This is a genomic window from Veillonella parvula, assembly GCF_018366295.1.
GTDB lineage: Bacteria > Bacillota > Negativicutes > Veillonellales > Veillonellaceae > Veillonella > Veillonella parvula_P.
In genome coordinates this window covers 78156-103828 of sequence record NZ_JAGZIJ010000008.1, presented here as the reverse complement: position 1 = coordinate 103828, position 25673 = coordinate 78156, and the positions used below count along the sequence as shown (strand labels likewise).

Sequence of the window (25673 nt, the reverse complement as noted above, 5' to 3'; positions counted from 1 at the left end):
AGGGACATATGGAACGTTTAGTACCGTTAACAAAAATCTTGATGACCCTTGCTGTATCCGTGTGGGCCATCCTATTGCGTGACTGGGCATCGCTATTGGCATTAGTCGTAGTAGAACTCGGTGTACTGTTTTTGGCAGGTTTGTTATTCAAACAACGCAAAGCCGTGTTGGCATTAACTAGCTTCGCTGTATTTCTTGGACTCATCCAATTCCTTGGCAGCGGCGATGTAACCTCTGCCATCGTATCCGGCTTACGAATGTTGGCTATGACACTTGTCTTTATAGGCCTGTTGGCAACTACAAAATTGCAAGATCTTACGGCAGCGCTCGTAACACAATGTAAAATTCCTTACGAATATGCATTTATGTTCACTGCCGCACTTCGCTTTGTGCCTGACTTCATTGCTGAAAGCCATGCTGTACAAGAGGCGCAAGCTTGCCGTGGCTTATCTCTAGAAGGCAACTTCATTAAGCGTATCAAATCCTATGCATCTGTTATTCAACCATTGCTGTTAAAATCCTTGGGCCGTTCCGAAACAATGGCGTTATCCTTGGAACTACGGGGCTTTGGTGGCCCCACACACAGCTTTGCTGCATCCGTAGGATTGAAAAGAATCGATTATACTGTGATTGCAGGCCTTGTGGTAGTAACGATTATTTTATTTGTTATTGCAGCTTAGTTTTTTACTGATCAAATAATATAATTAAAAGGACGAGTTGTAGCTCGTCCTTTTTCTTGCGTATGTGGGCTATTTTTATATATTATGTTAAATAGAAATAATATTTTTTAGGATACCTACAGTTTTGAGGAATACTTATGAGTGAATTAGTAATACGACCAATTACAAGGAATGATATAGCCTCTTGTTTAGATATTTATAATTATGAGGTTGTAAACGGCGTAGCCACGCTTGATCTTGAACCTCGCACGTTGTCAGAGTGGCAGGAGTGGTATGAGGCTCATAGCGATGAGCACCATCCTATTGTGGTAGGTACCATTGATGGGATTGTAGCAGGCTATGCATCGCTTTCACCATATCGACCTAAAGAGGCCTATAAAAGTACCGTCGAATTATCTATCTATATCCATCAAGATTATCGCGGTAGAGGGGTTGCTACACAACTGATGGCTCATATTTTAGAAATAGCAAAAAATGATCCGTTATTGCACAATGTGGTATCCGTTATTACGGCTGGCAATGAAGGCAGCACCAAGTTACACGCGCGATTTGGCTTTACCTATTGTGGTCTAACGCCTCAAGTTGGATTCAAACATGGTAAATATCAGGATACCGAAACATACGCATTATTGGTATAATAATTAGTATAGTAAAATATATAAATTAATACGTTATACCAATGATGTATAGATTATAGATAAGGATTCGCCAGGGGTTAGGGCGAATAGGGGTGATTGAATGAACATGAAAGATGAACGGCAGTTCGTTGGATATAGTAAGTATCGTAGCCGTCTCGTGGACGGTCATGTGCATACGGAGTTGTGTCCACATGGTAGTGGGGACCGAACTGCGATGATGATAGAAAAGGCTATCGAGTTGCGTATTGAAAAGGTATGCCTTACAGAACATGCACCATTGCCAACAGCTTTTGCTGCAGAATACGGTGGCGATAAAAAGGCCTATGACACAGCGTCTTTGAAATTAAATGAAGTTGATACCTACTTAGAGCTAGGCCGTCAATTACAACGTGCGTATGGCACACATATCGATATTTCTCTCGGTTTTGAAGTCGATTATATTCCAGGCTTTGAATCAGATATTCAAGAGTTCTTGGATCGTTATGGTCCGTTGACGGATGATAATATTTTATCCGTTCACTTTATGGAAGGCGTTAATAATGCCTTTTACTGCTTAGACTACAGTCCTGAAGAATTCGAAAAAGGTTTTGGGCCGTGGATCGAAAAACAATATGAGTTATATTACAAATATTACTCCACCGTGCGCCAAGCCGTGCGTGCTGACCTCGGTGAATATACACCTAAACGTATAGGCCACTTTGATTTAATCAAGAAATACCAACATCACTTTGGCTTTGAACGTCATTTAGATCGTCGCAATGCGCAGGTGGTGAGCGATATTTTGCATATTATGCGCGTCCAAGGTCGCGAGCTAGACTACAACATGAGCGGCTTCTTTAAACCAGACTGCCGTGAAATGTATCCAAGCCGCTTCATTCAAGGCATGGCGGCTATCATTGGTGTGCCATTTGTATTGGGATCTGATGCACATAGCGTGGCAGATATAGAAAACGTTTGGGGCTAGCATAAAATCATTATTATAGTAAATACATGAAATATTAACGGTTCTATTGACAATTCTATAGAACCGTTATATTATAATTTCATACTTTAATAAAGTAAAGCGATAAAATAGAAAAGTATCGATATAGGTAAATTTTTTCTCATGGTGTATTGAATAACCACATAACTAGAATAATAGCAAAGGTATATGGCTTTCACAGGTGTGAGAAATGATATGAATCAATTGATAGAAAGGATGTTTACGATGGTACAGCAGCAATTACCTACTGGTTTCCGCGATGATATAGGGATCGTAGCAGAGCGCAAGGATGATGTGAGTCAATATGTGCTCGGTCTTTGTCGAAATCGTCAATACACAAAGATCTCTACGCCTCTTGTAGAGTACAAAGATGTATTCAATGGCTATGCAATGGGACGCGGTCAACATATGTATGAATTCATGGATAGTTCTGAAGTGTCCGTCGTAATTCGTCCTGATTTGACGATGCCAATCGGTCGTTTTTTGGCGACTACCAATATTGAATTGCCTCGCACGTTCTACTACTTGGGCGATGTGTTTATGAAAAATAAAAAGCACCGCGGCGATGTGAACCAAGTGACGCAAGGTGGCATCGAGATGGTAGGCTACGAAGGGCTTGAGGCTGAGCAAGAGTGCTTCAAGATTATTAAAGAGGTGAACGAAGCTCAGTTGGGTAATCATTTGTTGCTCGAAATTGGGGATGCTCGGTTCTCTCGTGCTATTACCGATGCTCTTGGACTCAGCGATGATGAAAAAGCGGAGCTCTTAGAGGCGTTATTCACTAAATACTTGCCACGATATAACGAGTTGATTTCTGATTTTAAAAATAGTGCGTTATATCCATTCTTAACTGTATGGCCTCGTTTATTTGGTACGGTTCAAGATATAAAGGATGAGCTAAACCAAATTATCTTGCCTGCAGCGGCGCAGCGTATTTTAGATAATCTCGTAGATATGGCAAATCAAGTGGAAGCAACGGGGCAACAGGTTCGCATCGATGTATCTACGGAACCGCTTCAATCCTATTACACAGGCCTTACGTTTAGAGGCTATGTGGATGGCGTGTCTCAATATATTGTTAGCGGCGGTCGTTATGATGGCTTGCTATCTAGCTTTGATGGTACGCCGATGCCGGCTGTAGGGATGGCTTTCAATATCGACGTCTTGACTGATGTTACCTTGCAGGGTGAAAGCAAAGCTCAAGATAACGATACATTGCGTATCGCTCTTACGAAGGGGCGCGTAGAAAAGGATTTTATTCCACTCCTAGAAGCAGGTGGCATTGATTGCGAGCCATTACATAATAAGGCGCGTAAGCTCATCATCTCTTTAGGCGATTCTATGGAGATCATCCTTGCAAAGGGGCCAGATGTAACGACGTATTTGAAAAATGGTGTTGTTGATCTTGGTATCGTTGGTAGCGATGTGCTCGATGAACAAGACGATACAAGCTATGAAATGCTAGATTTACAAACGGGTAAATGCCAATTCATCTTGGCGTCCTTAGCGGGCTACGATCCTAAAGAAGGTCGCCGTCAACGAATTGGTACAAAATATCCAACCATTACAAAACAGTACTTTGGAGCTCAAGATGTGGAAATCATCAAGATTGAAGGCTCTGTTGAGCTGGCCCCACTTGTAGGACTAGCAGATGCTATCGTAGATATTACGGAAACGGGTACCACTTTACGTGAAAATAATCTAGAAATCTTTGATTGGTTGCAGCCGATATCTACACGCTTAGTAGCAAATCCGCTAGCATTAAAACAAAAGCGAAATACCATTTTTAATCTCATAGATCAGCTTTCAGAAGCAATTAATAAGTAAGATGTAGAGTGAATCATATATTTAACTAGCAATACGGATAGCTCAAGTAGGAAGAAGGACGACAGATGAAAATATATAAGGAATCATTAGAGGCGATGCTTGCCATCGTACGGAATTATACACAACAAACCACAGATATGGAGATTGAACGTCGGGTGTACGATATCATTGCTGATGTCCGCACTAACGGTGATGCGGCGCTCAAAGCGTATTCTGAAAAATTTGACGGCGTTTCCATTGAAGATTTCAAGGTGCCTCAAGAGGAAATCAACGCAGCTTATGAGTCTTTATCTGATGATTTGAAAGCCGCATTATTAAAGGCAAAGGCAAACATTACAGAATTCCACAGCCGTGAAATCGAGCAGGGCTTTGTGGACATGGATACACCGGGTATCATCCGCGGTCAAAAGGTGATTCCCTTGGCTCGCGTTGGTCTCTACGTCCCTGGAGGTACAGCCGCGTACCCTTCGACCATTATCATGACTGCTTTGCCTGCAAAAATCGCAGGGGTGAGAGAAATCGTTATGGTTACGCCCCCTCAAAAGGATGGCATTAATCCTGCCGTATTAGGTGCTGCAAAGCTTGCCGGCGTTGATGCGGTATATCAAGTGGGCGGTGCCCAAGGTGTGGCGGCCCTTGCTTATGGTACGGAAACGATTCCAAAGGTAGATAAAATCGTAGGCCCTGGCAATATTTACGTGGCAACGGCGAAACGTCAAGTATTTGGCCAAGTCGATATCGACATGATTGCGGGTCCAAGTGAAATCGGTGTTATCGCCGATGACAGCGCAAATCCAGTTCACCTCGCAGCAGATCTCTTATCTCAAGCTGAACATGATCCTCGTGCGCGCGCTATTATGGTGACTACTAGTGAAAGTTTAGCAAATGCCGTATCCGATGAGGTGGAACGTCAACTTAAACTGTTACCTCGTGAAAGTATCGCTCGTCCAGCTATTGAAAACAACAGTTACATTGCTATTATGGACAGCATTGAAGACATGTTCACGGTGATGAACGAAGTGGCGCCAGAGCATTTGGAAATCCAATTGCCAGATCCAATGAATTACATGAGCCTCGTTCAAAATGCAGGCTCCGTATTCCTCGGCGCTTATGCGTCTGAACCATTGGGCGATTATGTAGGTGGTACGAACCACGTATTGCCTACTAGTGGTACGGCGCGATTCTCATCTCCGTTAGGCGTATATGACTTTGTGAAACGTACATCTTTCACACAATTTACAAAAGAACGTTTAGAAGAAGTGGCAAAACACATTACTACATTGGCTCGTACGGAAGGTCTCGAAGCGCATGCTCGTGCCATCGAAGTACGATTTGAAAAATAGCTTATAAAAAATATTAGAAAATAAATTTGGTATCTATATTTATATGTGTATTTAAAATATACAGTGAAAACATAGATTAGAAATATAGATTATAAAAATAGATTTGAAGTATAGAGGTCGTTATGATACGCACAGGTACGGTGCAACGCACCACTCAAGAAACAGATATTACAGTAGAAATTACCCTTGATGGGGCACAAACAAGCTCCATATCCACAGGGATTGGCTTTTTTGACCACATGTTGACGCTATTGGCGAAGCACGGCCGTTTTGAACTTATGGTAGAGGCAAAGGGCGATACATATGTGGATGCTCATCATACGGTTGAGGACGTTGGACTTGCATTAGGTCAGGCCTTGGTGAAAGCTCTTGGCGATAAGGCTGGTATCGAGCGCTATGGCGATGCTTGGGTTCCTATGGATGAAGCATTGACGCAAGTTGTAATCGATTTGAGCGGTCGTCCATACCTCGTTTTCCAAGGGGAATGGAGTACGCCGATTCTAGGTGGCAACTTTGAAACAGAGTTGGTGGAGGATTTCTTCCAAGCTCTTGCGATGAGCGCTGCTATGAACTTACATGTGCGCAATTTATATGGTCGCAATACACACCACATTATTGAAAGCATGTTTAAGGCAACGGGCCGTGCGTTGCGCAAAGCAGTTACTATCAACCCAGATATCCAAGGCGTAAATTCTACAAAGGGCGTTATTTAATACAGTCATTTAATAAAGGAGAACCTATGATTTTTCCAGCTATAGATTTACAAGATGGGCGCAGTGTTCGTCTTTATAAAGGCGATTTTGCACAGGAAACGGTCATCAATCCTGATCCAGTAGACCAAGCGAAACAATATGAAGCAGCTAAAGTGGGGGCCTTACACCTTGTCGATTTAGACGGAGCCAAGGCGGGCAAGCCTGTAAATGTAGATATTGTAAAAGCAGTGCGTGTAGCTTTTACAGGTATTCTGGAAATTGGAGGCGGCATCCGTGATAAAGAGGCCGTTGATATCTATTTAGGCTTGGGCGTAGATCGGGTTATCTTAGGATCTGTAGCGCTTAAAAATCCGGAGCTTACAAAGCAGGTTATCGCTGAATACGGTGCGGAGCGCATCGTTATCGGTGTAGATGGGAAAAATGGCAAGGTCGCCGCTGAAGGTTGGCTCGACCAATCCGACGTGCCGATGACCGATTTAATTGGTGCCATGGTTGAAGGTGGGGCAAAGTATTTTATCGTTACCGATGTAGACCGAGACGGTACGATGCAGGGTGCCAATGAAGAGTTACTTGGAAATTTGCAAAAAGAATTCTCTACAGCACGCATCGTTGCCTCTGGGGGTGTTCGTAATTTGGCAGATATTAAATCCCTTGAACAAAAAGGCGTTATGGATAGCATCGTTGGTAAGGCTCTGTATGAGGGCTCGATTACACTAGAGGAAATCGCCGAGTACAATCAGCAGAAATAATAGAAATGATTGTGATGCTCTCAAATTAATTATTGATCGCAACCAATGGAATATATTGAGTGACACTCGATGGAAAGGAGCTTTATGTTAGCGAAACGGATTATTCCTTGCCTAGATGTAGATGATGGGCGCGTAAAAAAAGGGGTTAACTTTGTTAATCTCGTAGACGTAGGCAGTCCCGTAGACATTGCGGCCTCCTATGAGCAGCAACAAGCTGATGAGCTCGTATTTTTAGATATTACGGCCACCGTTGATGCGCGGACTACTATGCGCGATGTGGTTCAAGAAATCTCCACACAAGTATTTATGCCACTCACCGTGGGGGGTGGTATCAAGAGCGTTGATGATATGACGGCTTTGTTAAAAGCTGGTGCCGACAAGGTATCTTTGAACTCCGCGGCTCTCGTTAACCCTGAGCTCATCACAGAAGGGGCTCAAAAGTTTGGCAATCAATGTATGGTGGTAGCCATCGACGTGAAAACCGATGAAAAAACTGGTGAATGGTATGCTTACACTCATGGTGGGCGCAACCGTACAGAATGGAAAGCTCTCGACTGGGCTAAAGAGGCCGTAGCTCGTGGAGCAGGAGAGTTGCTAGTGACAAGTATGGACAAAGATGGCACGAAATCCGGCTTTGATATTGAACTATATAAGGCTCTAGAGTCCGTCGTAAATGTACCTATCATCGCCTCTGGAGGGGCAGGTAAGGTTGAGGATTTTATAGATCTCTTTAAGCAAACCAGCGTTACCGGTGCACTGGCGGCATCTATATTCCACTTCGGAGAAGTTAAAATTCCTGAACTCAAACAAGAACTACGAGCTCACGGAATTACAGTACGCTAAAACAGATTTAAAAAATTATTATCTCTCGTAAGTTCTTTACTAGTCTATATGTTCAGAGTTAGTTAAATAGTTTATTTATAGATAAACAGAAAATAGAAATAGCAATAGATAGAGACACAAGCTAATATAGGATAACAGATTATTGATTACTTTTAATAAAGGATAGAATATGAAACCGGATTTTGAAAAAGGAAATGGCTTGTTGCCGACGGTTGTGCAGGATGCGGAGACAAAGGACGTCCTCATGGTGGCGTGGATGAACGAAGAAAGCTTTCACAAGACACTGGAAACAAGGGAAACGTGGTTTTGGTCTCGATCTCGTCAAGAACTATGGCATAAGGGTGGCACTAGCGGTAATGTGCAGCACGTGGTGAGCATGGCCCTAGATTGTGATGGCGATACCTTGCTCATTCAAGTTAAGCCTGAAGGTCCTGCCTGTCATACTGGGCGTACAAGCTGTTTCTTTAATGAAGTAGAACGGAGTTAAACATGGCACAGCAAACACTGAACGAATTATACGAAATTATTAAAAACCGTAAGGCACAGCCAAAGGAAGGTTCTTATACGAATTATTTATTCGACAAAGGGCTCGATAAAATCTTGAAAAAAGTTGGTGAAGAGGCTACAGAGGTAGTAATCGCCGCAAAAAATGAAGATCCACAGGAGCTGATTTACGAAACAGCAGACGTGTTATATCACTTGCTCGTGTTATTAGCGGAGAAAAATATCCCATACGAAGCCATTGAAGCTGAGCTAGCGAGCCGCGAAGGGGTTGTTAGCAAGACTACGGATCGCCCAGAAATTACAAACTTATAATGTATATCCTGTTATGAGCTCGGACATATGAGCTCTGGTGGAGTTTATATGTGTTTTTTAAGTGTTATATGAGTTATATGCGTTAAGGAATAGATAGAAAGGATAGCCTATGAAAGAGATAATTCGCACATTGAAACCTTATATACCTGAGGAGCCGGCTGAAGCGGTGAAAGAGCGCCTTGGTGTAGAGCGATTGGTGCGCTTGTCGGCGAATGAAAATCCTTACGGTACATCGCCATTGGTACGGGAGGCTATCCTTAGCTATGTAACCCATAATGATGCCAACTACTATCCGGATGGCAACGCCTCCAATTTGCGTATGAAACTCGCTGACTACTGGCAAGTACAACCTGAGCAACTCGTCATCGGCGTAGGTCTCGATGAGGTCATCGCCATGGTCAATAAAACATTGATTACCGCTGGTGACTCCATCGTAGTAAGCGTGCCAGCCTTCTCGGAATATGCCTTGAATGGCCTTGTGGAAGGTGCTGAGATCCGCGAGGTGCCAGCTGATTTTGAAACAGGACAGTATGATTTTTCTGCTCTCGTGAAAGCTGTAGATGAAACGACACGCCTCGTGTGGATTTGTAATCCTAATAATCCAACGGGTACCTATGAGTCTGTTGAAGATATCCGCAAACTTGTAGCAGCTATACCAAAGGAAACCTTGGTCATCATAGACGAGGCGTATATCGATTTTGTTACCTCTGTAGCAGTTCCTACGGCACGTGCGCTCTTGGATGAGTTCCCTAATGTGGCTATCATGCGTACCTTCTCGAAAGCCTATGGCCTTGCCAATTACCGTGTAGGTTACATGATGACACCTATAGAATTGGCAAATTATATGCAAACCATTCGCTTGCCGTATAATTTGAATACCTTATCTCAAGTGGCGGCAGAAGCCGCTTTCGGTGATCAAGAATTCGTGGCGAGAACGGTCTCTCAAAATGCAGAGGAACGGTCAAAATGGGAAATCCTTTTTGACGAGCTAGGTATTCACTACTATAAGAGTGAGGCTAATTTTATTTTTTTTGCAGCGCCTGATGCGGAAGGTCTTGCAGATGCTTGGCTCAAATCAGGTTACCAAGTGCGCCGAGGTCAACGTGAAGGGTGGTTGCGTCTTACGATTCCTATGTCTCAAGATGGGGATGTTATGCGCAGGATATTAAGAGATTTCATGAATTAATTCGTACAGAATAACATACAATTCGTAATACGTTTTGTTTAATCTTATCGTGTTTTACCCTATAGAATGGAGTTTATTATGATTGCCATTATAGATTATGATGCAGGGAATACCTTCAATGTCCAGAAAGCCTTAGCTTACATTGGTCTTGAGACAGTACTAACGGCAGATTCGACGACTATATTAAATACTGATGGTGTTCTCTTGCCAGGTGTAGGCGCATATGCGCCAGCGATGGCAGTTTTAAAAGAGCGTGGTTTAGTCGATGTCATCTATGAAGTAGTAAAACGTGAAATACCTTTATTAGGTATTTGTTTAGGCATGCAACTTTTATTTGAAGAATCTGAAGAATACGGCCCAACGCCCGGTTTAGGCCTTATTCCCGGTAAGGTAAAAGAAATTCCTCGCAACCTTGGCCTTAGCGTGCCTCATATGGGTTGGAATAAAAATGTAGTACACCAGCCTCATAGTGCTTTTAGCAATGTAGATGATCAATATACATATTTCGTTCATTCCTATTATGTGGATACAGATCCTGAATATATCATATCTACTGCAAATTATGGTATCGATGTACCTGGCATTGTAGAACGAGGTAGAGTATATGGAATGCAATTCCACCCTGAAAAAAGCGGTGTCGTAGGTCTAAATTTGTTGCGTACATTTGGGACTATTACAAAAACTTATAGGAAAGCAGGAGAATAGGGATATAGCTATCTTTTATTACAGATAAGAATGAGTCATTCAGTAACCAATATATCTAGGATAATAACGGCATCTCATAGGTAGAGAATGCCGTTATTATGCTTTATAGTTATACTTGACTTTCAAAATGAGAAATTAATAATTGACACCTTGTTGATTAGTTATACAATAATGTTGTAAGTACTAACATTTTAGGAAGCCATTGTGGCATGGATACGATACATAAGTTTTATCAGTAATATTCATATACTCCATGTCGCGTGATTACTGGAGGTGTTTATATGGTTATGAATGGTATTTACTTAGTTATTGCCTCCGCGTGTATTCTAATTTTAGCGTACCGCTTTTATGGGGCTTTTATAGCGGCTAAGGTATTGACCTTGGATCAATATCGCCCAACGCCAGCTATGGTTCACAATGATGGTCACGATTACGTGCCAACCAACAAATGGGTAACCTTTGGTCATCACTTTGCAGCGATTGCTGGTGCAGGACCACTGGTAGGTCCTGTTATTGCAGCCCAGTTCGGCTATTTACCTGGTGCCTTATGGATTCTCATTGGCTCCGTATTAGCCGGTGCTGTACATGATATGGTTATCTTGTTCGCTTCCGTTCGCTATGATGGTAAGTCTATTGCGGATATTGCTCGCGAAGAAATCAGTAAACTAGCTGGTTTCGGTGCTATGCTTGCTACCTTATTCCTATTGATCATTACCCTTGCTGGTATGGCCGTAGTAGTAGCTAATGCATTGCATAACTCTCCTTGGGGATTCTTCTCCGTATTTGCTACCATTCCAATCGCTATTTTTATTGGTATTTATTTGAAATGGTTGCGTCCTGGTAAAATCCAAGAGGCGACTATCATTGGTGTAGCCTTAATCTTCGCAGCTATCGTCTATGGGCCAAATATAGCAGCTAGCGAATATGCATCTTGGTTCACATACGACTTGCAAACCATCGAAATTATGCTTGCTGTATATGGTTTCTTTGCAGCAGCATTGCCAGTATGGTTATTGCTTGCTCCTCGTGATTACTTGTCTACATACCTTAAAATCGGTACAATTGGCGCGTTGGCTCTCGGGATTATCATCGTAATGCCTGAAATCCAGATGCCAGCTGTTACTCCTTATATCTATGGCGGCGGTCCTGTATTGAAAGGTTCTGTATTCCCTTACATCTTCATTACTATCGCATGTGGTGCGTTATCTGGCTTCCATACTGTTATTGCTACAGGTACAACACCTAAAATGCTTACTAATGAAAAAGAAATTTTACCTATCGGTTATGGTGCAATGTTAACAGAAGGCTTCATCGCTATGATGGCGTTGATTGCTGCCACTGCGTTGCATCCAGATGATTACTTTGCGATTAACTCCACAGTTGAGTCTTTCAAAGCTTTAGGCCTTAAAGTTCATGAATTACCAGCATTGTCTGCAATGGTTGGTGAAGACTTGATGCACCGTCCTGGTGGTGCCGTATCCCTTGCAGTAGGTATGGCTCATATATTCTCCAGATTGCCTAATATGGATCACTTGATGGGTTACTGGTATCATTTCTGTATCATGTTCGAAGCATTGTTCATCATGACATTAATCGATGCTGGTACTCGTGTAGGTCGTTACTTACTTCAAGAATTATTAGGTCATTTCCATCCTAAATTCAACGACCAACACTGGGCTCCTGGTGTGTATGGTTGTGCCGCTTTAATTTGTATCTTGTGGGGCTACCTAGTTCTACAAGGTAACATCGGTATTATCTGGCCTCTATTCGGCGTATCTAACCAATTATTAGGTACCATGACATTGGCCGTAGGTACTACAGTTATCATGAGACTTGGCCACAAACGGTATGCATGGGTAACAGGTATTCCTTGTATCTTAATGGCTATCGTGGCTATCGCTGCAGACTATGAAAATGTATTTTACAGCTATATTCCTGCTGGCAAATGGATTCTAGTAGCATTTAGTGCTGCTATGTTCCTCATGATCCTTATCGTATTAATTGAGGCTGTACGTAGCTGGATTCGCTTGTCTAATATTCCTCAAGATTATCGGACACAAGCTGAAATCGAAGCTGAAAGCCTTGTAAAATATGGTAAAGAAGTAAAAGCATAAGATATTATTGCAATATATAAAGTGCACTCACCTTTGTGAGTGCATTTTTAATCTATAAATTTACTGCCTTTTTTATAAAATAGTTAGGTAACAGCGCCTGCATGCAGAGATTTCTGTGAGCAAGGCGCTTTTTGTATGGAAAGGCGTTTCTTATGGTCAATATATTTGATACAGGCAACACCGCATGGATATTGTTATTTGAACATGTTATAATAGGGCTATGAAACATTATATACGTTCTTATTGGACAAAATATAAACAATTGTATAAGAAAGGCCTAAAAGGCATTGCTGCCTTTCTTGCCATTGGAGCGATTATAGTCTTTGTACTAGCAACCATTGCTAGTCGTGGAATGGGCGTTATTTTTAATGAGGTTATGGCTCGACAAACTATGATGCGCGGTACGGTTACTGTTGAAAGTTTATCTGCTACCCCGTGGGGGACTCTGACTTTTACAGGCCTTGTTTGGAAGGATCCAGAAGGACATGAGTTGTTCAATGCACCAAGCGGGAAAGTCCGCGTCAATATGTGGGATGTGGTGACACGTAACTTTAAATCCTCTGCTATCAAGGGCATTGAATTAGATGATGCGGTTATAGTTATTGATTTAGACGATAATAATCGGTTAGATTTCGCGCCCATATCTCCAGATGTACATAAACCAATTAATGAGATAGAACCCCGTCCGAAAGCACCTAGAAAGACCACACAAGAACGGCAAGAGGAACTAGGTAAGAAAGTACGTAACTTTAATTGGCAAGGTCAACATTTGGATCTTAAGATTACACTTAGAAATAGTCAGTTAGAGGTCTTTAATAGAAATCGCCATTATGTGATAAAGAATGTAAATTCAAAAATTGATCTTGATAGTAAGAGGGCCATTCGTATCGATATGGAAACGGGCAAATTTGGTGGTACCGCCATAGGGGATGGTCTCGTATTAAAAGGTCGTGTAGATTTAAAGGATGTTTTAAAGCATCGCATGCCTCAACTGGATCTACAATTTGATGTGAAAGGGGTGGATCCATCATCACTAGGCTTTGGTGAAAATATTCATGATGCCATGACCTTGCTTACAAAGGTAACAGGTGATTTTAACCGTCCTTTTGCTAAAGGTCGTGTGACGATGCCTATTTTACGCATTCCTGCACTTACTTTTGAGAATGTAGTAGGAGATGTGACGTACCAAGATGGTATTTTGAATTTTGAAAACGTTAGTGCCAATGTATACAGCGGTAAATTGGAGGCTAAGGGTGTATATAATTTGGACACTCGAGCCTATACGATTACTGGTGTAGCAAAGGATTTAGACAGTAGTGTAGCCCTCAAGGCTCCTGAGTTTCTCGTGCCCGTATCGGCAAATTTGAACTTTAAAAGCGAAGGCCAACCTCGTGACATGGAGGTGTGGGGAAACTTCTGGTCTGGCGAAGGTCATTATATGCTGATACCGATTCAAAGCATTACGGGAAACTTTCACAATAAAGGGCGACATTTATCCTTTAGCGATGTGAAAGTAAATACGAAAATCACCACTATCACTACGGATGCTCTGCGTATCGATGATGGACAGCTTACGATGGGGCCGCTTAATATTACTTCTCACGGAGGCAGTAATTTCATTCTGTATGATGAGTCATTTGATGAAATTGATGAAAATATGACTCGCATTAAAGATGATATGAAACAAGCTAGGGAAAATAGTAGGCGTGCTTCTAACTCTGCAAAAGGCATCGACAAATCTGGCCTTACAGCGCCGGACATAAAAGAATCCATGAAGGATCTGAAGCGGAGTATGGATTCGGCAAAAGATAGCTTAGATAATCTGTCAAAAAACAGTAAGCAATAAACTGTATTGAGCCGTAAAGGGGAAGAAGAACAATACAGTAACAATATAAAGTAACAAAAATAATAAACTAGCAAAAATTATAAAAAGAAGGCAATCCATCATGGTGATGAGTTGCCTTCTTTAAGTTATAAGGTGCTAAATTGTATGTAGCTATACAAAAGATTTATTATCTGTTTAATCCGTTAGAGCGTACGTATTCGGTATTTTCTGTGTCTTTAGTATCTGTTTTGGTATTAGTTCGTTTTACCGTAATAAGAGGTTTCTTTTCTTTGGCTTCCGCTTCTTCGTATGGAATTACTTTATCCCCTTGATCCGGTAAAAATGTTTCGATACCATTTCGTTTGCCTTTTTGCGTGTTTGAATCAGTGGCCAACTGACTTTGTTGTGGAACGATATAGATTTCGTCTTTATTGATAGTTACATCATTTAACAAGAGTTTGAATGCGTTCGGACTTACATATAGAATTCCGTCTACCATACGTGCTGCAGGTAGCAAAGATTCGGATGTATCAAGGTTGATGATTTGCAGTTTACCCTTGCGCACGACTTGTTTAGAGTCTGGTTGTACCGCTAAGGTAGCAATGTTCATATCGATTAATGCCGTTTTTGTAGGGGCATCCCAAGATACTTTATAACCTAATGCTTCTGATACTTGACGTAACGCTACGAGTGGTTGTCCGTCCACATAGATAACATTTGGTTTATTATCTATGGGCTCTAATAATATGCCATCTACATTGATATAATGCTGTGTCGTTACTGATGCAGGTCTCTTTAAACTTTGCGTCGGTGCAGGCGTATCCATACCGACTGCTGCCTGTGCAGGCTGTACCATTCCGCTTGTGAAAGCTAGCGCTCCAACGGCTATACCGGACAAAATCAGTTGTTTTAATTTCATGGTAACCTCCATTGTGTATAAAACGTCACGATAAATCATAATGGGTACTATAACATGGATATATGAATATTATATTATAAATTTTAATTTTATAAAACTAATAAAGAAGAAGGAATGAATTTATCGATTTTATACTTAGGCTTGATTTTAAAATATATTGCGACAAATAAAAAGACTTATATTAGAGATCTCGTGTAAAATGTAAATAACCACAAATACATGACACGGAGGTCTCTAATATGGTTGGTGGTTCTAGCTTAGAAGGATTTACGGTATCTAGTGCTAACAAAGTTATGGTACGGAGACATATCTTGTTAGGCGTGCGAATGCATGGGAAAGGAGTGGTCCTAATGTTGGTGGGCCTTCTGGAGTTGCTACATGGAGACTGGGGAAGATACAAGTATCTCTTGAGGCAGAAGGTTACGCAGGGGCTTTGGGCGGTCATTTAGAAGCTTACGGAGATAGAAAAAAACGTAAACTAAAATTCAAAGTTGGTCTAGCAAAGGTTGTAGGTGGTTCTATAGGAATAAATGTTGAAGAAAATGAAGATAGAAAAAAAGAACGAGAAGCGCTTGATAAGCGTTAGCATATTGTTGAGGTGAAAATGTTTTTAAAAATATTTAATTTAATCTTTTGGGTTGGAATGATTTTTTTTCTAGGAGGCATTACATTTATGTTTGTTATGGATCCTGAGGTTACTAGTGACGAGTTTTGGATATACTTTTATGGTAGTGCTTATATTATTAGTGGAGTATTTATGTTGGGATGGTATTTTATATATAAACTTTTAAAAAAATGATTATATTTGAATTAATTTTAAGGTTATGATTGTTTAAATCTGATAGGACGTTATAGTCTAATATTCAGTAGCTTTAATTACTGAATGATTTAAGACTATAGCGTCCTTTTTTTATTTAGTCATTTGCAGTATAAACGAATGTTGTAGTTATGTTAGTTGCAACTTTCTATTTAATCCTATTTTACATCAAGACTTTTTTAGCACTACGTATGATATAATTTATTTATATTGAATGATTTCGCAGAATTTATATTTTATAGAAAGAGGTTCCTTATGGCATCCGGCAGATCTGAAAAAGAGTTACAAGGGGTAACGATGTTAGGTCACAAGACCGATTATCCTACTGATTATGCGCCACAGGTGTTAGAGGCGTTTGATAATAAACACCCTGATAATGACTATTTCGTTAAGTTTAATTGTCCTGAGTTTACAAGTTTGTGTCCTATGACAGGTCAACCAGACTTTGCCACAATCTATATTTCTTATGTGCCAGATAAGAAAATGGTTGAGTCCAAGTCTTTGAAGTTGTATCTGTTTAGTTTCCGCAATCATGGGGACTTTCACGAGGACTGCATCAACATTATCATGAAAGATCTTGTGAAGTTGATGAATCCTAAATATATCGAGGTGTGGGGTAAGTTTACGCCGCGCGGTGGCTTGTCCATCGATCCATACGCAAATTACGGCAAGCCTGGTACAGAGTGGGAAAAGACGGCAAAAGAGCGCCTTCATTTCCACGACATGCAGCCTGAGCGCGTAGCATACCGTTAATATGGCATACGAATATTTAACAATGGTCGCATCCTTTATTATTTGTTTTATGATGGGTGTGACCTTGTCTTTACAACCTGCATCAATAATCGTAGGGACTCACACTCATTTAAGAGAACAAAGTAAATGGACTCGCTGGAACGGATATATCATCTTTGTGTTACTCCTATTTGTGTTAGATATGCTCGTAACGAATGGTATATATATTGCGTTTCACGATGTGTATGGTAATCTTTTTAACATTGGCTATCTTGATTTCGATCCGATGGACATGTTCTTTAGTGAAAGCTTTCAAATAGGCGTTATTCTAGTTTTTTCGCTTGTGTTGTTTCAAGTATTAGGGCTCGTTGATTTAGCTCATGGAGAACGGGATTTATCCTTTTATTATGACCAAGTAGATGCAGGTAAACATAAGCCTTCTTGGATGGAGCGGTACATGGGGAGTCAAAGAGGCTTTCTTGGAGCGAGCTTGGTGGGCTTGCTCTATATGCTGAGAATGACGATAAAAACAATGTGGCCTTATATCGTGTGTCTAGTATGGTTTAAAATCCTAGCTATACTTGTAAATGTATTAGTGTCTCCGAGTATTAACCGAATTATGCATGCTGATAATGAATTGACGACCCTAATCATTTTCGACCCATATATTATCACCTATGTAGTTGCTGGTTTCTTATGGGGGCATGTAGCATTACATCATGATATAACTAAAGTATCGCACTTAGCTAGTAGCATGGCTATATCTCTTATCCCTCGTCTTACAGTCTTGGTAGGAGCAATTTTCTTTATTGGTTTGGCTCTCATCATTATAATGGTACCTATCACATGGGATGGGGTACTTGACGCACTTACAACAAAATAGATAAAGCTAGTTATTTCCTGTATTTTTAGGGTTTTAAAAGTCGTTCTCATTCTCTTGACAATGAAATGATTCAAATGTTAGAGTATGGTTGTATTAATTGGAATACATAAACGGTTATACCCCGTATATGGTGAATAACAAGGTGCAATATAAAATCGTCCTTGGGATGTTCCTAAGGGCGATTTTTATCATCTATTGCTAGAGGGAGAATTAGATGAGTATAGTAACAAACCAAACAACTGAACTTATTGGTAACACACCGATATATCAATTGCCAAATACCAATATTTATGTAAAGCTTGAAAAATATAATGTAGGTGGTTCTGTAAAAGACCGTGCTGTACTCGGTATGTTACAGGCTGCAAAAGAGCAAGGTCGCATCCATGAGGATAGCATCATTGTAGAAGCCACAAGTGGTAATACAGGGATCGCTCTTGCTATGGTAGGTGCTATTCTACATATTAAAACAGTGATTATCATGCCTGAAAGTATGAGTAAAGAACGCCGTGAGCTTATCAAGGCGTATGGGGCGCAGCTCATCTTAACACCAAAAGAAACTGGTATGAAGGGGGCTCTTGAGCGGGCCAATGAAATTTTAGAGAAGTATCCAAATGCTTTTACCTTGGGGCAATTCGTAAATCCTGCAAACCCAGATATGCATTACCGCACGACGGGTACTGAAATTGTAGAACAAGTGCCGAATGTCGATGTATTTGTAGCGGGTATCGGCACGGGTGGTACTTTCACAGGCGTTACGAGACGATTGAAAGAACATAATCCTAATCTAAAAGCCATTGCTGTAGAGCCAACGGGATCTCCTGCTATTACCGAAGGTAAGGGCGGCCCTCACAAAATACAAGGGATTGGGGCTGGTTTCATTCCTGAAAACTTTGACCAAACATTGATGGATGGCGTGCAAACGGTAAGTGACGAAGAAGCCTTTAGTGAGGTGCAAACCTTTATGCGTGAAAGTGGTATCTCTATTGGTCTTTCCGCAGGGGCGGCCATTGTAGCGGCAAAACGCATTGCTCGTGAATTACCTAAGGCGAATATCGTTGTTATTGCACCTGATGGAGTAGAGAAATATTTATCCCTTTTGGACTTCGGCAATAATGAATACGTTAAATAATAGATTTTAGATAGATAAAATACGAGATTTTGAATGATAAAAGAATAGGTTCTATATAGATATAAAGCCTTATATATAGGAATATAGACCAAATATGTTGTATACTAGATATATCTATATTTCTGTAGAATATAAGTAGAGTTATTTGAGATGGAGTCACTATGATGCAAGGTTTGCGCGATTTATGGGGCAAAATTCAATATAATATTAAGCGTGTAATGGATTCTGACCCAGCTGCCACAAGTGTGTGGATGGTTATATGGACATATCCGCATATTACGGCGCTGTTCTGGCATTTCTTTGCTCATCGCCTTTATAAGGCGGGGTGGCCGACCTTGGCTCGCCGTGTAGCACTACATTCTCGTCATGTGACGGGTATCGAAATCCATCCGGGTGCAACAATCGGTCGTGGTTTATTTATCGACCACGGTATGGGCGTTGTTATTGGTGAAACGGCTATTGTAGGCGATAATGTAACCTTGTTCCATCAAGTAACACTAGGTGGGATGTCTTCTAAAAAGGTAAAGCGTCATCCGACTATTGAAGATGATGTACTCATCGGTACGGGTACAAAAATTTTAGGGGACATTACGATTGGGGCGCGTACGAAGATTGGCTGTAATCTCGTTATCAAACATGATATTCCTAAGGATATGGTAATTTTTGAAACAGATCCAGAAAATATGTATGTTCGTAAACCTAGTCGCAATGCAACTGCTGCACAAGCAGAGGAGAAGAAAATCCCTGATAATTACATAGAATACTATATTTAATATAGAAACGTATTTAATATAAAATCATATTTAATATAGAATCATACAAAGAATCATACAAACCTCTAACTATTGGATTAACTAGTAGTTAGGGGTTTTTTATGATTCGAAGAAACATGATTCTGTGATTTATTGGATTTAGATTTGGTATCCATTGGGTATATGTTTGAATTAGTATGGTTATGATGTTTTTATTAAACTTTTATACAAAAATATCTATTCATATATTGACATGGAAAATCATTATTGGTAAAATATAAACATAATCAATATTGATTATAAATTAAATAAACGAATTGATGGCATATAAGCCAACTGAGTTTGTTCTGCTTTTAGAATGAACTGTAATTGAGAATTAAATGGTAAAAGGAGTATTATTATGAAAAACGTACAACAAGTAAATCAATATTTAGCAGATCTTTCCGTGTGGAATGTAAAATTACATAATTTACACTTCAATGTAACTGGTCCGCAATTCAAATCCATCCATGAATACTTGGAATCCATCTATGATGAAGCATTTGAATATTTTGATGCAGTAGCAGAACATGTAAAAATGCAAGGTCAATTCCCATTGGTAAATTCTGCAGAATACGCAAAATTGACTAAAATCGAAGAACTTGGTCAAGAAGATATCCCTCAAGCAAAGGTAATCGATATTCTTCTTAAAGATTTCAAATACATGAAAGATCAAGCTGTAGCGATTCGTGCAGCAGCTGATGAAGAAGATGATTTCTTGCTCGTGAGCATGATGGAAGATCACGTTGCATACTATGTAAAACAAATCTGGTTCATCGAATCCATGTTGAAATAAGACAATTGACAATGCTTTATTAGGTATGATATGATTACTCAGTAAAGCATGGAGGATTACTCAAGAGGCTGAAGAGGACGGTTTGCTAAATCGTTAGGGCGGGTTACCGTCGCTAGGGTTCGAATCCCTAATCCTCCGCCATGTAAAGACCTTACATCATTCGATGTGAGGTCTTTTTGTATAATATATTAATTTATTATATTATTTATATAGGCCTAATTCGTGAGGATTCGAGTGAGTTCAAGGCCTTATTAGTATTGAATGACACAGGTGTGTAAGGGTATAGAGTTGACGTATGTCTAGGGGTTTCATATAATAGATTGTATAAAATGTAATTTTAAGGAGACTCTTATGAATACAAAACATACACGTCAAATGAATCGTATCCGTCGAGCGTTAGGCATTGGCACATTATGCCTCGTTGCATCTGTTGGCTTTAGTCATGCTGAAAGTATTGCCATTCCAAGTGCACGTCCTATGGTGGATGGCGTAAGTGCTGATGTAGAGACTGTTAGTAGTTCTAGTAAAGGGCAACAGCATGTAAACTCAGATGTTATTACGCCTAATGATTGGACGTATACAGCGTTACAAAGGCTCATTAAACATGGTGCTATTACAGATACCCACGGATTTACTTTTGATGGTGCTAGCTACACAAAGGATGAGCTTATGCCACTTATCGATGAGGTAGTCACAAAACGTGAGCAAATGAACGACAATGATCGAGAATATGCATTGCGTATTTACCAAGAAAATATGCGTGATGTAATGGATTACCGTATTGCTCGCGATAAAAAAGCTACTGATGAGCGCCGTCAAAAACTAGATGAAAAGCGTGCTGAAAAGGCTAAAAAATCTGGTAAGACCTATCAAGTATCCAAGGATCAACAAGAGGCTCTTGATAAGGCTGGCGATGAAGTAGCAAAACCGGAAGAACGGGCTTTAACAGATGAACAAATCAAAGAAAAAATGAAGAAATTCAAAATTGATGATTCTCGCGTTAAGGTAAATAATGAAGTGCGTATTCGTTATGCGGATTCCAAGGATAAAAAGTCCAAAACAGATGCTCGTATGCAGACGGAGATGACGTTTACTCTATAACTCTTAGTAAGGGGTTATAATGATTGATTTTTTAAAGAAACAATTGTTTACTGTCCATCAAAACGGTAAGCAACAGGTAAGTGATGTCTTTAAATATATAGGACCTGGTATAATCGTAACCGTTGGATTTATCGATCCAGGCAACTGGGCCGCTAACTTGGCAGCTGGAGCCAGTTATGGTTACGAATTATTGTGGGTAGTCACACTATCTACGATTATGCTCATTTTATTACAGCATAATGTGGCACATTTAGGCATTGTACGCGGTCAATGCTTGTCGGAATGTGCCTATGAATTCTTACCGCGTTATGCATCTCGCTTTGTGCTTAGTACAGCAGGAATTGCGGCGGCAGCGACGGCCTTGGCTGAGTTTATTGGTGCCGCTATCGCCTTGAAGATGCTCTTTGGTATTCCTATCTTGATAGGCAGTAGTCTGACGGCTCTTATCTGTACGGTCATGCTCATTACGAACTCCTATCGTAAATTAGAGCGAATCATTGCTGGCTTTGTGTCCCTCATCGCGTTGGCGTACCTCGTTGAGGTAAATATGGTCAATGTGGATTGGGCAGCGGCTGGTATCGGTTGGGTGGATCCTAATATTCCTAATACATCGATGCTCGTTATTTTGAGTATATTAGGGGCCGTAATTATGCCTCACAACTTGTTTTTACACTCTGAAATCATCCAAAGTCGCCAGTTTAATACACAAGACCCAGCGATTATGAAACGGCAGTTGCGCTATGAATTCCTCGATACTTTGTTATCTATGGGGATTGGGTGGATGATTAACTCCGCCATGATTATATTGGCGGCGGCTGTCTTCTTTGCTCATGGAATTGAAGTAACAGAGCTTGAACAGGCTGAAGAGTTGTTGCGACCACTCATTGGACCCGCAGCGGGTATTATTTTTGCAATAGCATTGTTATTTGCAGGTTTTGCCTCATCCGCTACGGCAGGTATGGCGGGGGCAAGTATCTTTGCAGGAATGTTTGGCGAGTCTTACGATATGAAAGACTTCCATACGCGATTAGGCTTGGCACTAACATATGTTCCAGCATTATTGTTGATCGTGTTTATTACAGATTCCTTCCAAGCATTATTGTTCTCTCAAATGTTCTTGAGCTTGCAATTACCAATCACCATCTTCTTGCAACTTTACATGACGAGTAGCCGCAAGGTCATGGGAGAATACGCAAACCGTAAATTTACAAATATTCTCTTATGGAGCATAGGTATCATCGTTACGATCATGAATATCTACTTATTGATTGTAGGCTAATAGAATATTCTTTGTTAGTTACCAAAAGGTTTATTATAAAATCATAATTAGAATACAGCATTAGAGTACAATATTAGAGTATAATATTAGAGTACAACATTAGAATACAAAATTAAAATGCAAAGGACCGCTATGGCGGTCCTTTTGTCATGTTACTAACGTATCTATTATGTGAAAAGCGTATCTTTGAATACCCAAGAGGGGTATAAAATATGGTACAATTAAAGATAGTATAATTAAAATTAATATAATATCTGTTGGGGATATTCCTTAGCAGTGTGATATATGGAAAACTAGGAGGCCCTAATGGCAAAGGAAATCAAAGTGCAAGAGACAATACAATCTGATTTTAGTGTTGTGGTTAACGACATTGCTGAAGAGTTATTGACGCGCCTCAATATGGATGAGGATGGTTCTGTTATCGATATGTTCCAAACAGGCTCTTTTGATCCTTGGCAGTTATTCGTATTTTTTGGCGCTTTAGAAAAAGCTCTTATTGAGTTCAGAACGGATAAACGCAAGAAAACGGTTATCGTTCATGCACAACCTGAGGCTCTTATCGGCATAGGTCGCGTAGTGACACCTGTATCTACTATGCTTGAGCATGTATTGATGTCTCGTTTGAACGACATGAGCGAAGGCCGCTTGGAAACAGGCATGCTTACAGTATCTGCTGAAAGTATCGATTATGAAGGTGTAAACCTTAAAGGGCGTCACGTGGTTATCGTATGCGACCTTGTAGATGAAGATTCTAATTATCTCAAAGAATGCATTAAATTATGTAAAGAATTGAAAGCAAGCCACGTAGTGGCGGTGCCTCTCATGTTGTGGAACCCAGAATTGATCGATAATTTGACAGAGGAATCTATTAAGGCGGAATTATCTCATGAAAATCGTCCTCTCTCCTAGTAAGACAAAAACGATTGCCGATGTTGCTAGAAATGATGAGGCAGTACATTATGCAGTCCGAGACAGACAATTTCAGCCGCACATCACACACGAAATCATAAAACATGTCCGATCTCTCGATGTAACGGCTCTTGGTAAAGCTTTAAAACTAAAGGATGATAAGGCGCAAGCTTTATATGACTTTTATCAAGCTTTTGAGTCCCAGCCAGTAGGTGTGGCTTGTGAAAGCTACGATGGCATTGCTTTTAAATATTTAGATTGGCAGAACTTGTCTGATGAGGCTAAGACCTTTGGTGAAAGCCACCTCGTTGTAATGTCTGCGTTGTACGGTGTCGTTGAACCTAATATGGGTGTGCGCGATTATCGACTCGATATGGTTGATAAGGTAGGCGTTAATTTATACGATACATGGCGTGAAGCAGTGGATGCATACTTTCACAAGGAAGATTGGATCCTAAACCTAGCATCTAAAGAATATGCAAAAATGGTGAACCATCCAAAGGTGGTAACCATTGAATTTTGGGAATTACGGGGCGACACGTTTAAGCAGATGAGTACGTCCTCCAAAATGAGTCGAGGTGTGATGGCTCACGAATGTTTAACACGACAAGTGAAACATGTGCGGGACTTGCCGCGCGAAATCAATGGATTTACCTGTGTCACTGACATTGAATCCATCACCATACCAAGCGAATCGATGACGATTCGTTATGAAAGGAAGTGATTGTTTGCAAGTGCAAGACATTCTTGCAAAAGACCTCGTCGGCGATGAATGGCTGACCGAGGAGGAACTAAGATTTCTCATGTCTGTAACTGATGAAGAACAGTTGCAGTTAATATATAAAAAGGCCTACGAAGTAAAGGCAAAATACGTAAAGCCTGTAGCGTATTATCGTGGCCTCATCGAGTTCTCGAACCGATGCATTAAGAATTGTAATTACTGCGGAATCCGCCGAGAAAATGATAAGGCGGAACGCTTTGATATGAATCGCGAAGACATCATCAAGATGGCGCAGTGGGCATATGACCATGAATATGGTTCCATTACACTCCAATCTGGTGAACGCTGTGATGATGCCTTTGTAGACTATGTTGTGGATTTAATTCGCGACATTAAAGCCATTGGTGATGGTTCTCTTGGCATAACGATGTGTGTAGGGGAACAAAGCGAAGAGGCGTACCGCCGCATGCGTGAAGCCGGTGCGAGTCGTTATTTATTACGCATTGAAACAACTAATACAGATTTATACCATAAAATTCATCCTCGTGATGAATTGCACTCCTTTGAGACGCGCGTAGAATGTTTACGTCGTTTGCGCCGCGTAGGCTTTCAAGTTGGCACAGGCGTTATGATTGGCCTACCTGGTCAAACTGAGGAAGATCTTGTGAACGATATCTTGTTCTATCGCGACATGGATATCGACATGATCGGCATGGGCCCTTATGTGGTGCATCACGATACGCCTCTAGGTCAAGAAGCATTGGCGATGGGTATCGATGACGAAGCAGGTAAATTGCGTCGTGTTCAACTGGGGCTCAAGATGATTGCGTTGACTCGTTTATTTTTGAAAGACGTAAATATCGCAGCTACTACTGCATTACAAGCACTCGATAAGCTAGGCCGTGAAAAAGGTTTAGCCGCAGGGGCGAATATCCTTATGCCTATCATCACCATTCCTGAACACCGTGCAAAATATTTGCTATATGATAACAAGCCATGCGTAGACGACAATGCAGAACAATGTAAAGACTGCTTGACGCGCCGCGTAATGTCCATCGGTGATACAGTGGGTTGGAAACAAAATGGGGACTCTAAACACTACGGCAAACGGACGGGGAAATTTTAGTATTCTATGTTTTAACTAAATTATTTAGTGAATTAATATATTTACCACT

26 protein-coding genes and 1 tRNA gene are annotated in these 25673 nt (G+C 40.7%); 26 read left to right on the top strand and 1 reads right to left on the bottom strand.

Going from position 1 to position 25673, the window contains the following annotated elements:
• Positions 1–8 precede the first annotated feature (8 nt).
• The 14 genes from KHY58_RS07975 (at position 9) to KHY58_RS07910 (ending at position 14442) form a co-directional block, all read left to right on the top strand.
• Positions 9–680, top strand: a complete 672-nt coding sequence (locus KHY58_RS07975) for an energy-coupling factor transporter transmembrane component T family protein (RefSeq protein ID WP_195213545.1) — start codon at positions 9–11, stop codon at positions 678–680.
• Positions 681–817: 137 nt separating this feature from the next.
• On the top strand, positions 818–1318 hold the full coding sequence (locus tag KHY58_RS07970) for a GNAT family N-acetyltransferase (protein WP_123138330.1): 501 nt from the start codon (positions 818–820) through the stop codon (positions 1316–1318).
• A 100-nt stretch (positions 1319–1418) separates the two neighbouring features.
• Positions 1419–2282: a histidinol-phosphatase HisJ gene (gene hisJ, locus KHY58_RS07965; protein ID WP_012863724.1), complete on the top strand. Its 864-nt coding sequence runs from the start codon at positions 1419–1421 to the stop codon at positions 2280–2282.
• Between the two features lie 243 nt (positions 2283–2525).
• Entirely contained in the window at positions 2526–4127 is a 1602-nt protein-coding gene (hisG, locus tag KHY58_RS07960) for an ATP phosphoribosyltransferase (protein WP_195213592.1), read from the top strand.
• Between the two features lie 65 nt (positions 4128–4192).
• The gene (gene hisD, locus KHY58_RS07955) at positions 4193–5470 is read left to right on the top strand and encodes a histidinol dehydrogenase (RefSeq protein ID WP_105086836.1); all 1278 of its coding nucleotides are present in this window, start codon (positions 4193–4195) and stop codon (positions 5468–5470) included.
• A 122-nt stretch (positions 5471–5592) separates the two neighbouring features.
• A complete protein-coding gene (hisB, locus tag KHY58_RS07950; RefSeq protein ID WP_105086837.1) occupies positions 5593–6183 on the top strand; it encodes an imidazoleglycerol-phosphate dehydratase HisB in 591 nt (196 codons plus the stop codon).
• A 26-nt stretch (positions 6184–6209) separates the two neighbouring features.
• Positions 6210–6932, top strand: a complete 723-nt coding sequence (gene hisA, locus KHY58_RS07945; protein ID WP_105086838.1) for a 1-(5-phosphoribosyl)-5-[(5-phosphoribosylamino)methylideneamino]imidazole-4-carboxamide isomerase — start codon at positions 6210–6212, stop codon at positions 6930–6932.
• Positions 6933–7016: 84 nt separating this feature from the next.
• Positions 7017–7775 (top strand): imidazole glycerol phosphate synthase subunit HisF, encoded by a 759-nt coding sequence (gene hisF / locus KHY58_RS07940; protein ID WP_105086839.1) that lies wholly within the window; start codon positions 7017–7019, stop codon positions 7773–7775.
• Positions 7776–7944: 169 nt separating this feature from the next.
• On the top strand, positions 7945–8262 hold the full coding sequence (gene hisI, locus KHY58_RS07935) for a phosphoribosyl-AMP cyclohydrolase (protein ID WP_012863731.1): 318 nt from the start codon (positions 7945–7947) through the stop codon (positions 8260–8262).
• Positions 8263–8264: 2 nt separating this feature from the next.
• Positions 8265–8591 (top strand): phosphoribosyl-ATP diphosphatase, encoded by a 327-nt coding sequence (gene hisE / locus KHY58_RS07930; RefSeq protein WP_005387497.1) that lies wholly within the window; start codon positions 8265–8267, stop codon positions 8589–8591.
• Between the two features lie 109 nt (positions 8592–8700).
• Positions 8701–9777 carry a histidinol-phosphate transaminase gene (gene hisC, locus KHY58_RS07925; protein WP_118091111.1) on the top strand — a complete coding sequence of 359 codons (1077 nt, stop codon included), beginning with the start codon at positions 8701–8703 and terminating at the stop codon, positions 9775–9777.
• A 78-nt stretch (positions 9778–9855) separates the two neighbouring features.
• Positions 9856–10482, top strand: a complete 627-nt coding sequence (gene hisH, locus KHY58_RS07920) for an imidazole glycerol phosphate synthase subunit HisH (RefSeq protein ID WP_118091110.1) — start codon at positions 9856–9858, stop codon at positions 10480–10482.
• A gap of 281 nt (positions 10483–10763) precedes the next feature.
• Positions 10764–12596, top strand: coding sequence for a carbon starvation CstA family protein (locus KHY58_RS07915; protein ID WP_278472887.1), 1833 nt, complete (start codon positions 10764–10766; stop codon positions 12594–12596).
• Between the two features lie 220 nt (positions 12597–12816).
• Positions 12817–14442, top strand: coding sequence for a membrane biogenesis protein AsmA (locus KHY58_RS07910; RefSeq protein ID WP_195213541.1), 1626 nt, complete (start codon positions 12817–12819; stop codon positions 14440–14442).
• A gap of 166 nt (positions 14443–14608) precedes the next feature.
• On the opposite strand, the gene KHY58_RS07905 is transcribed toward KHY58_RS07910, so the two are convergent.
• Positions 14609–15340 (bottom strand): copper amine oxidase N-terminal domain-containing protein, encoded by a 732-nt coding sequence (locus tag KHY58_RS07905; protein WP_278472885.1) that lies wholly within the window; start codon positions 15338–15340, stop codon positions 14609–14611.
• Between the two features lie 433 nt (positions 15341–15773).
• Here KHY58_RS07905 and KHY58_RS07900 point away from each other — a divergent pair, with 433 nt between their 5' ends.
• The 12 genes from KHY58_RS07900 to hydE all read left to right on the top strand — a co-directional run bounded on the left by KHY58_RS07900 (position 15774) and on the right by hydE (position 25624).
• The gene (locus KHY58_RS07900; RefSeq protein WP_278472882.1) at positions 15774–15926 is read left to right on the top strand and encodes a hypothetical protein; all 153 of its coding nucleotides are present in this window, start codon (positions 15774–15776) and stop codon (positions 15924–15926) included.
• Positions 15927–16412: 486 nt separating this feature from the next.
• Positions 16413–16910 (top strand): preQ(1) synthase, encoded by a 498-nt coding sequence (gene queF / locus KHY58_RS07895; RefSeq protein WP_004694169.1) that lies wholly within the window; start codon positions 16413–16415, stop codon positions 16908–16910.
• Position 16911: 1 nt separating this feature from the next.
• On the top strand, positions 16912–17772 hold the full coding sequence (locus KHY58_RS07890) for a hypothetical protein (protein ID WP_278472880.1): 861 nt from the start codon (positions 16912–16914) through the stop codon (positions 17770–17772).
• 214 nt (positions 17773–17986) lie between these two features.
• Positions 17987–18901 (top strand): cysteine synthase A, encoded by a 915-nt coding sequence (gene cysK / locus KHY58_RS07885; protein ID WP_278472878.1) that lies wholly within the window; start codon positions 17987–17989, stop codon positions 18899–18901.
• A 161-nt stretch (positions 18902–19062) separates the two neighbouring features.
• On the top strand, positions 19063–19674 hold the full coding sequence (gene epsC / locus KHY58_RS07880) for a serine O-acetyltransferase EpsC (protein ID WP_278472876.1): 612 nt from the start codon (positions 19063–19065) through the stop codon (positions 19672–19674).
• Positions 19675–20053: 379 nt separating this feature from the next.
• Positions 20054–20488 (top strand): Dps family protein, encoded by a 435-nt coding sequence (locus KHY58_RS07875; protein ID WP_227037557.1) that lies wholly within the window; start codon positions 20054–20056, stop codon positions 20486–20488.
• A 50-nt stretch (positions 20489–20538) separates the two neighbouring features.
• A tRNA-Ser gene (locus KHY58_RS07870) sits at positions 20539–20629 on the top strand.
• Positions 20630–20839: 210 nt separating this feature from the next.
• Positions 20840–21589 carry a hypothetical protein gene (locus tag KHY58_RS07865; protein ID WP_278472873.1) on the top strand — a complete coding sequence of 250 codons (750 nt, stop codon included), beginning with the start codon at positions 20840–20842 and terminating at the stop codon, positions 21587–21589.
• Between the two features lie 19 nt (positions 21590–21608).
• Entirely contained in the window at positions 21609–22868 is a 1260-nt protein-coding gene (locus KHY58_RS07860) for an Nramp family divalent metal transporter (protein WP_118091105.1), read from the top strand.
• Positions 22869–23174: 306 nt separating this feature from the next.
• Complete coding sequence (locus KHY58_RS07855; protein WP_008603200.1) at positions 23175–23777, top strand: hypothetical protein; 603 nt, start codon at positions 23175–23177, stop codon at positions 23775–23777.
• Entirely contained in the window at positions 23755–24501 is a 747-nt protein-coding gene (locus KHY58_RS07850) for a YaaA family protein (RefSeq protein WP_195213535.1), read from the top strand. The genes KHY58_RS07855 and KHY58_RS07850 overlap by 23 nt, the downstream gene beginning before the upstream one ends.
• Entirely contained in the window at positions 24488–25624 is a 1137-nt protein-coding gene (gene hydE, locus KHY58_RS07845; protein WP_229039634.1) for a [FeFe] hydrogenase H-cluster radical SAM maturase HydE, read from the top strand. Before KHY58_RS07850 ends, hydE begins: the two co-directional genes overlap by 14 nt.
• Positions 25625–25673: the final 49 nt, after the last annotated feature.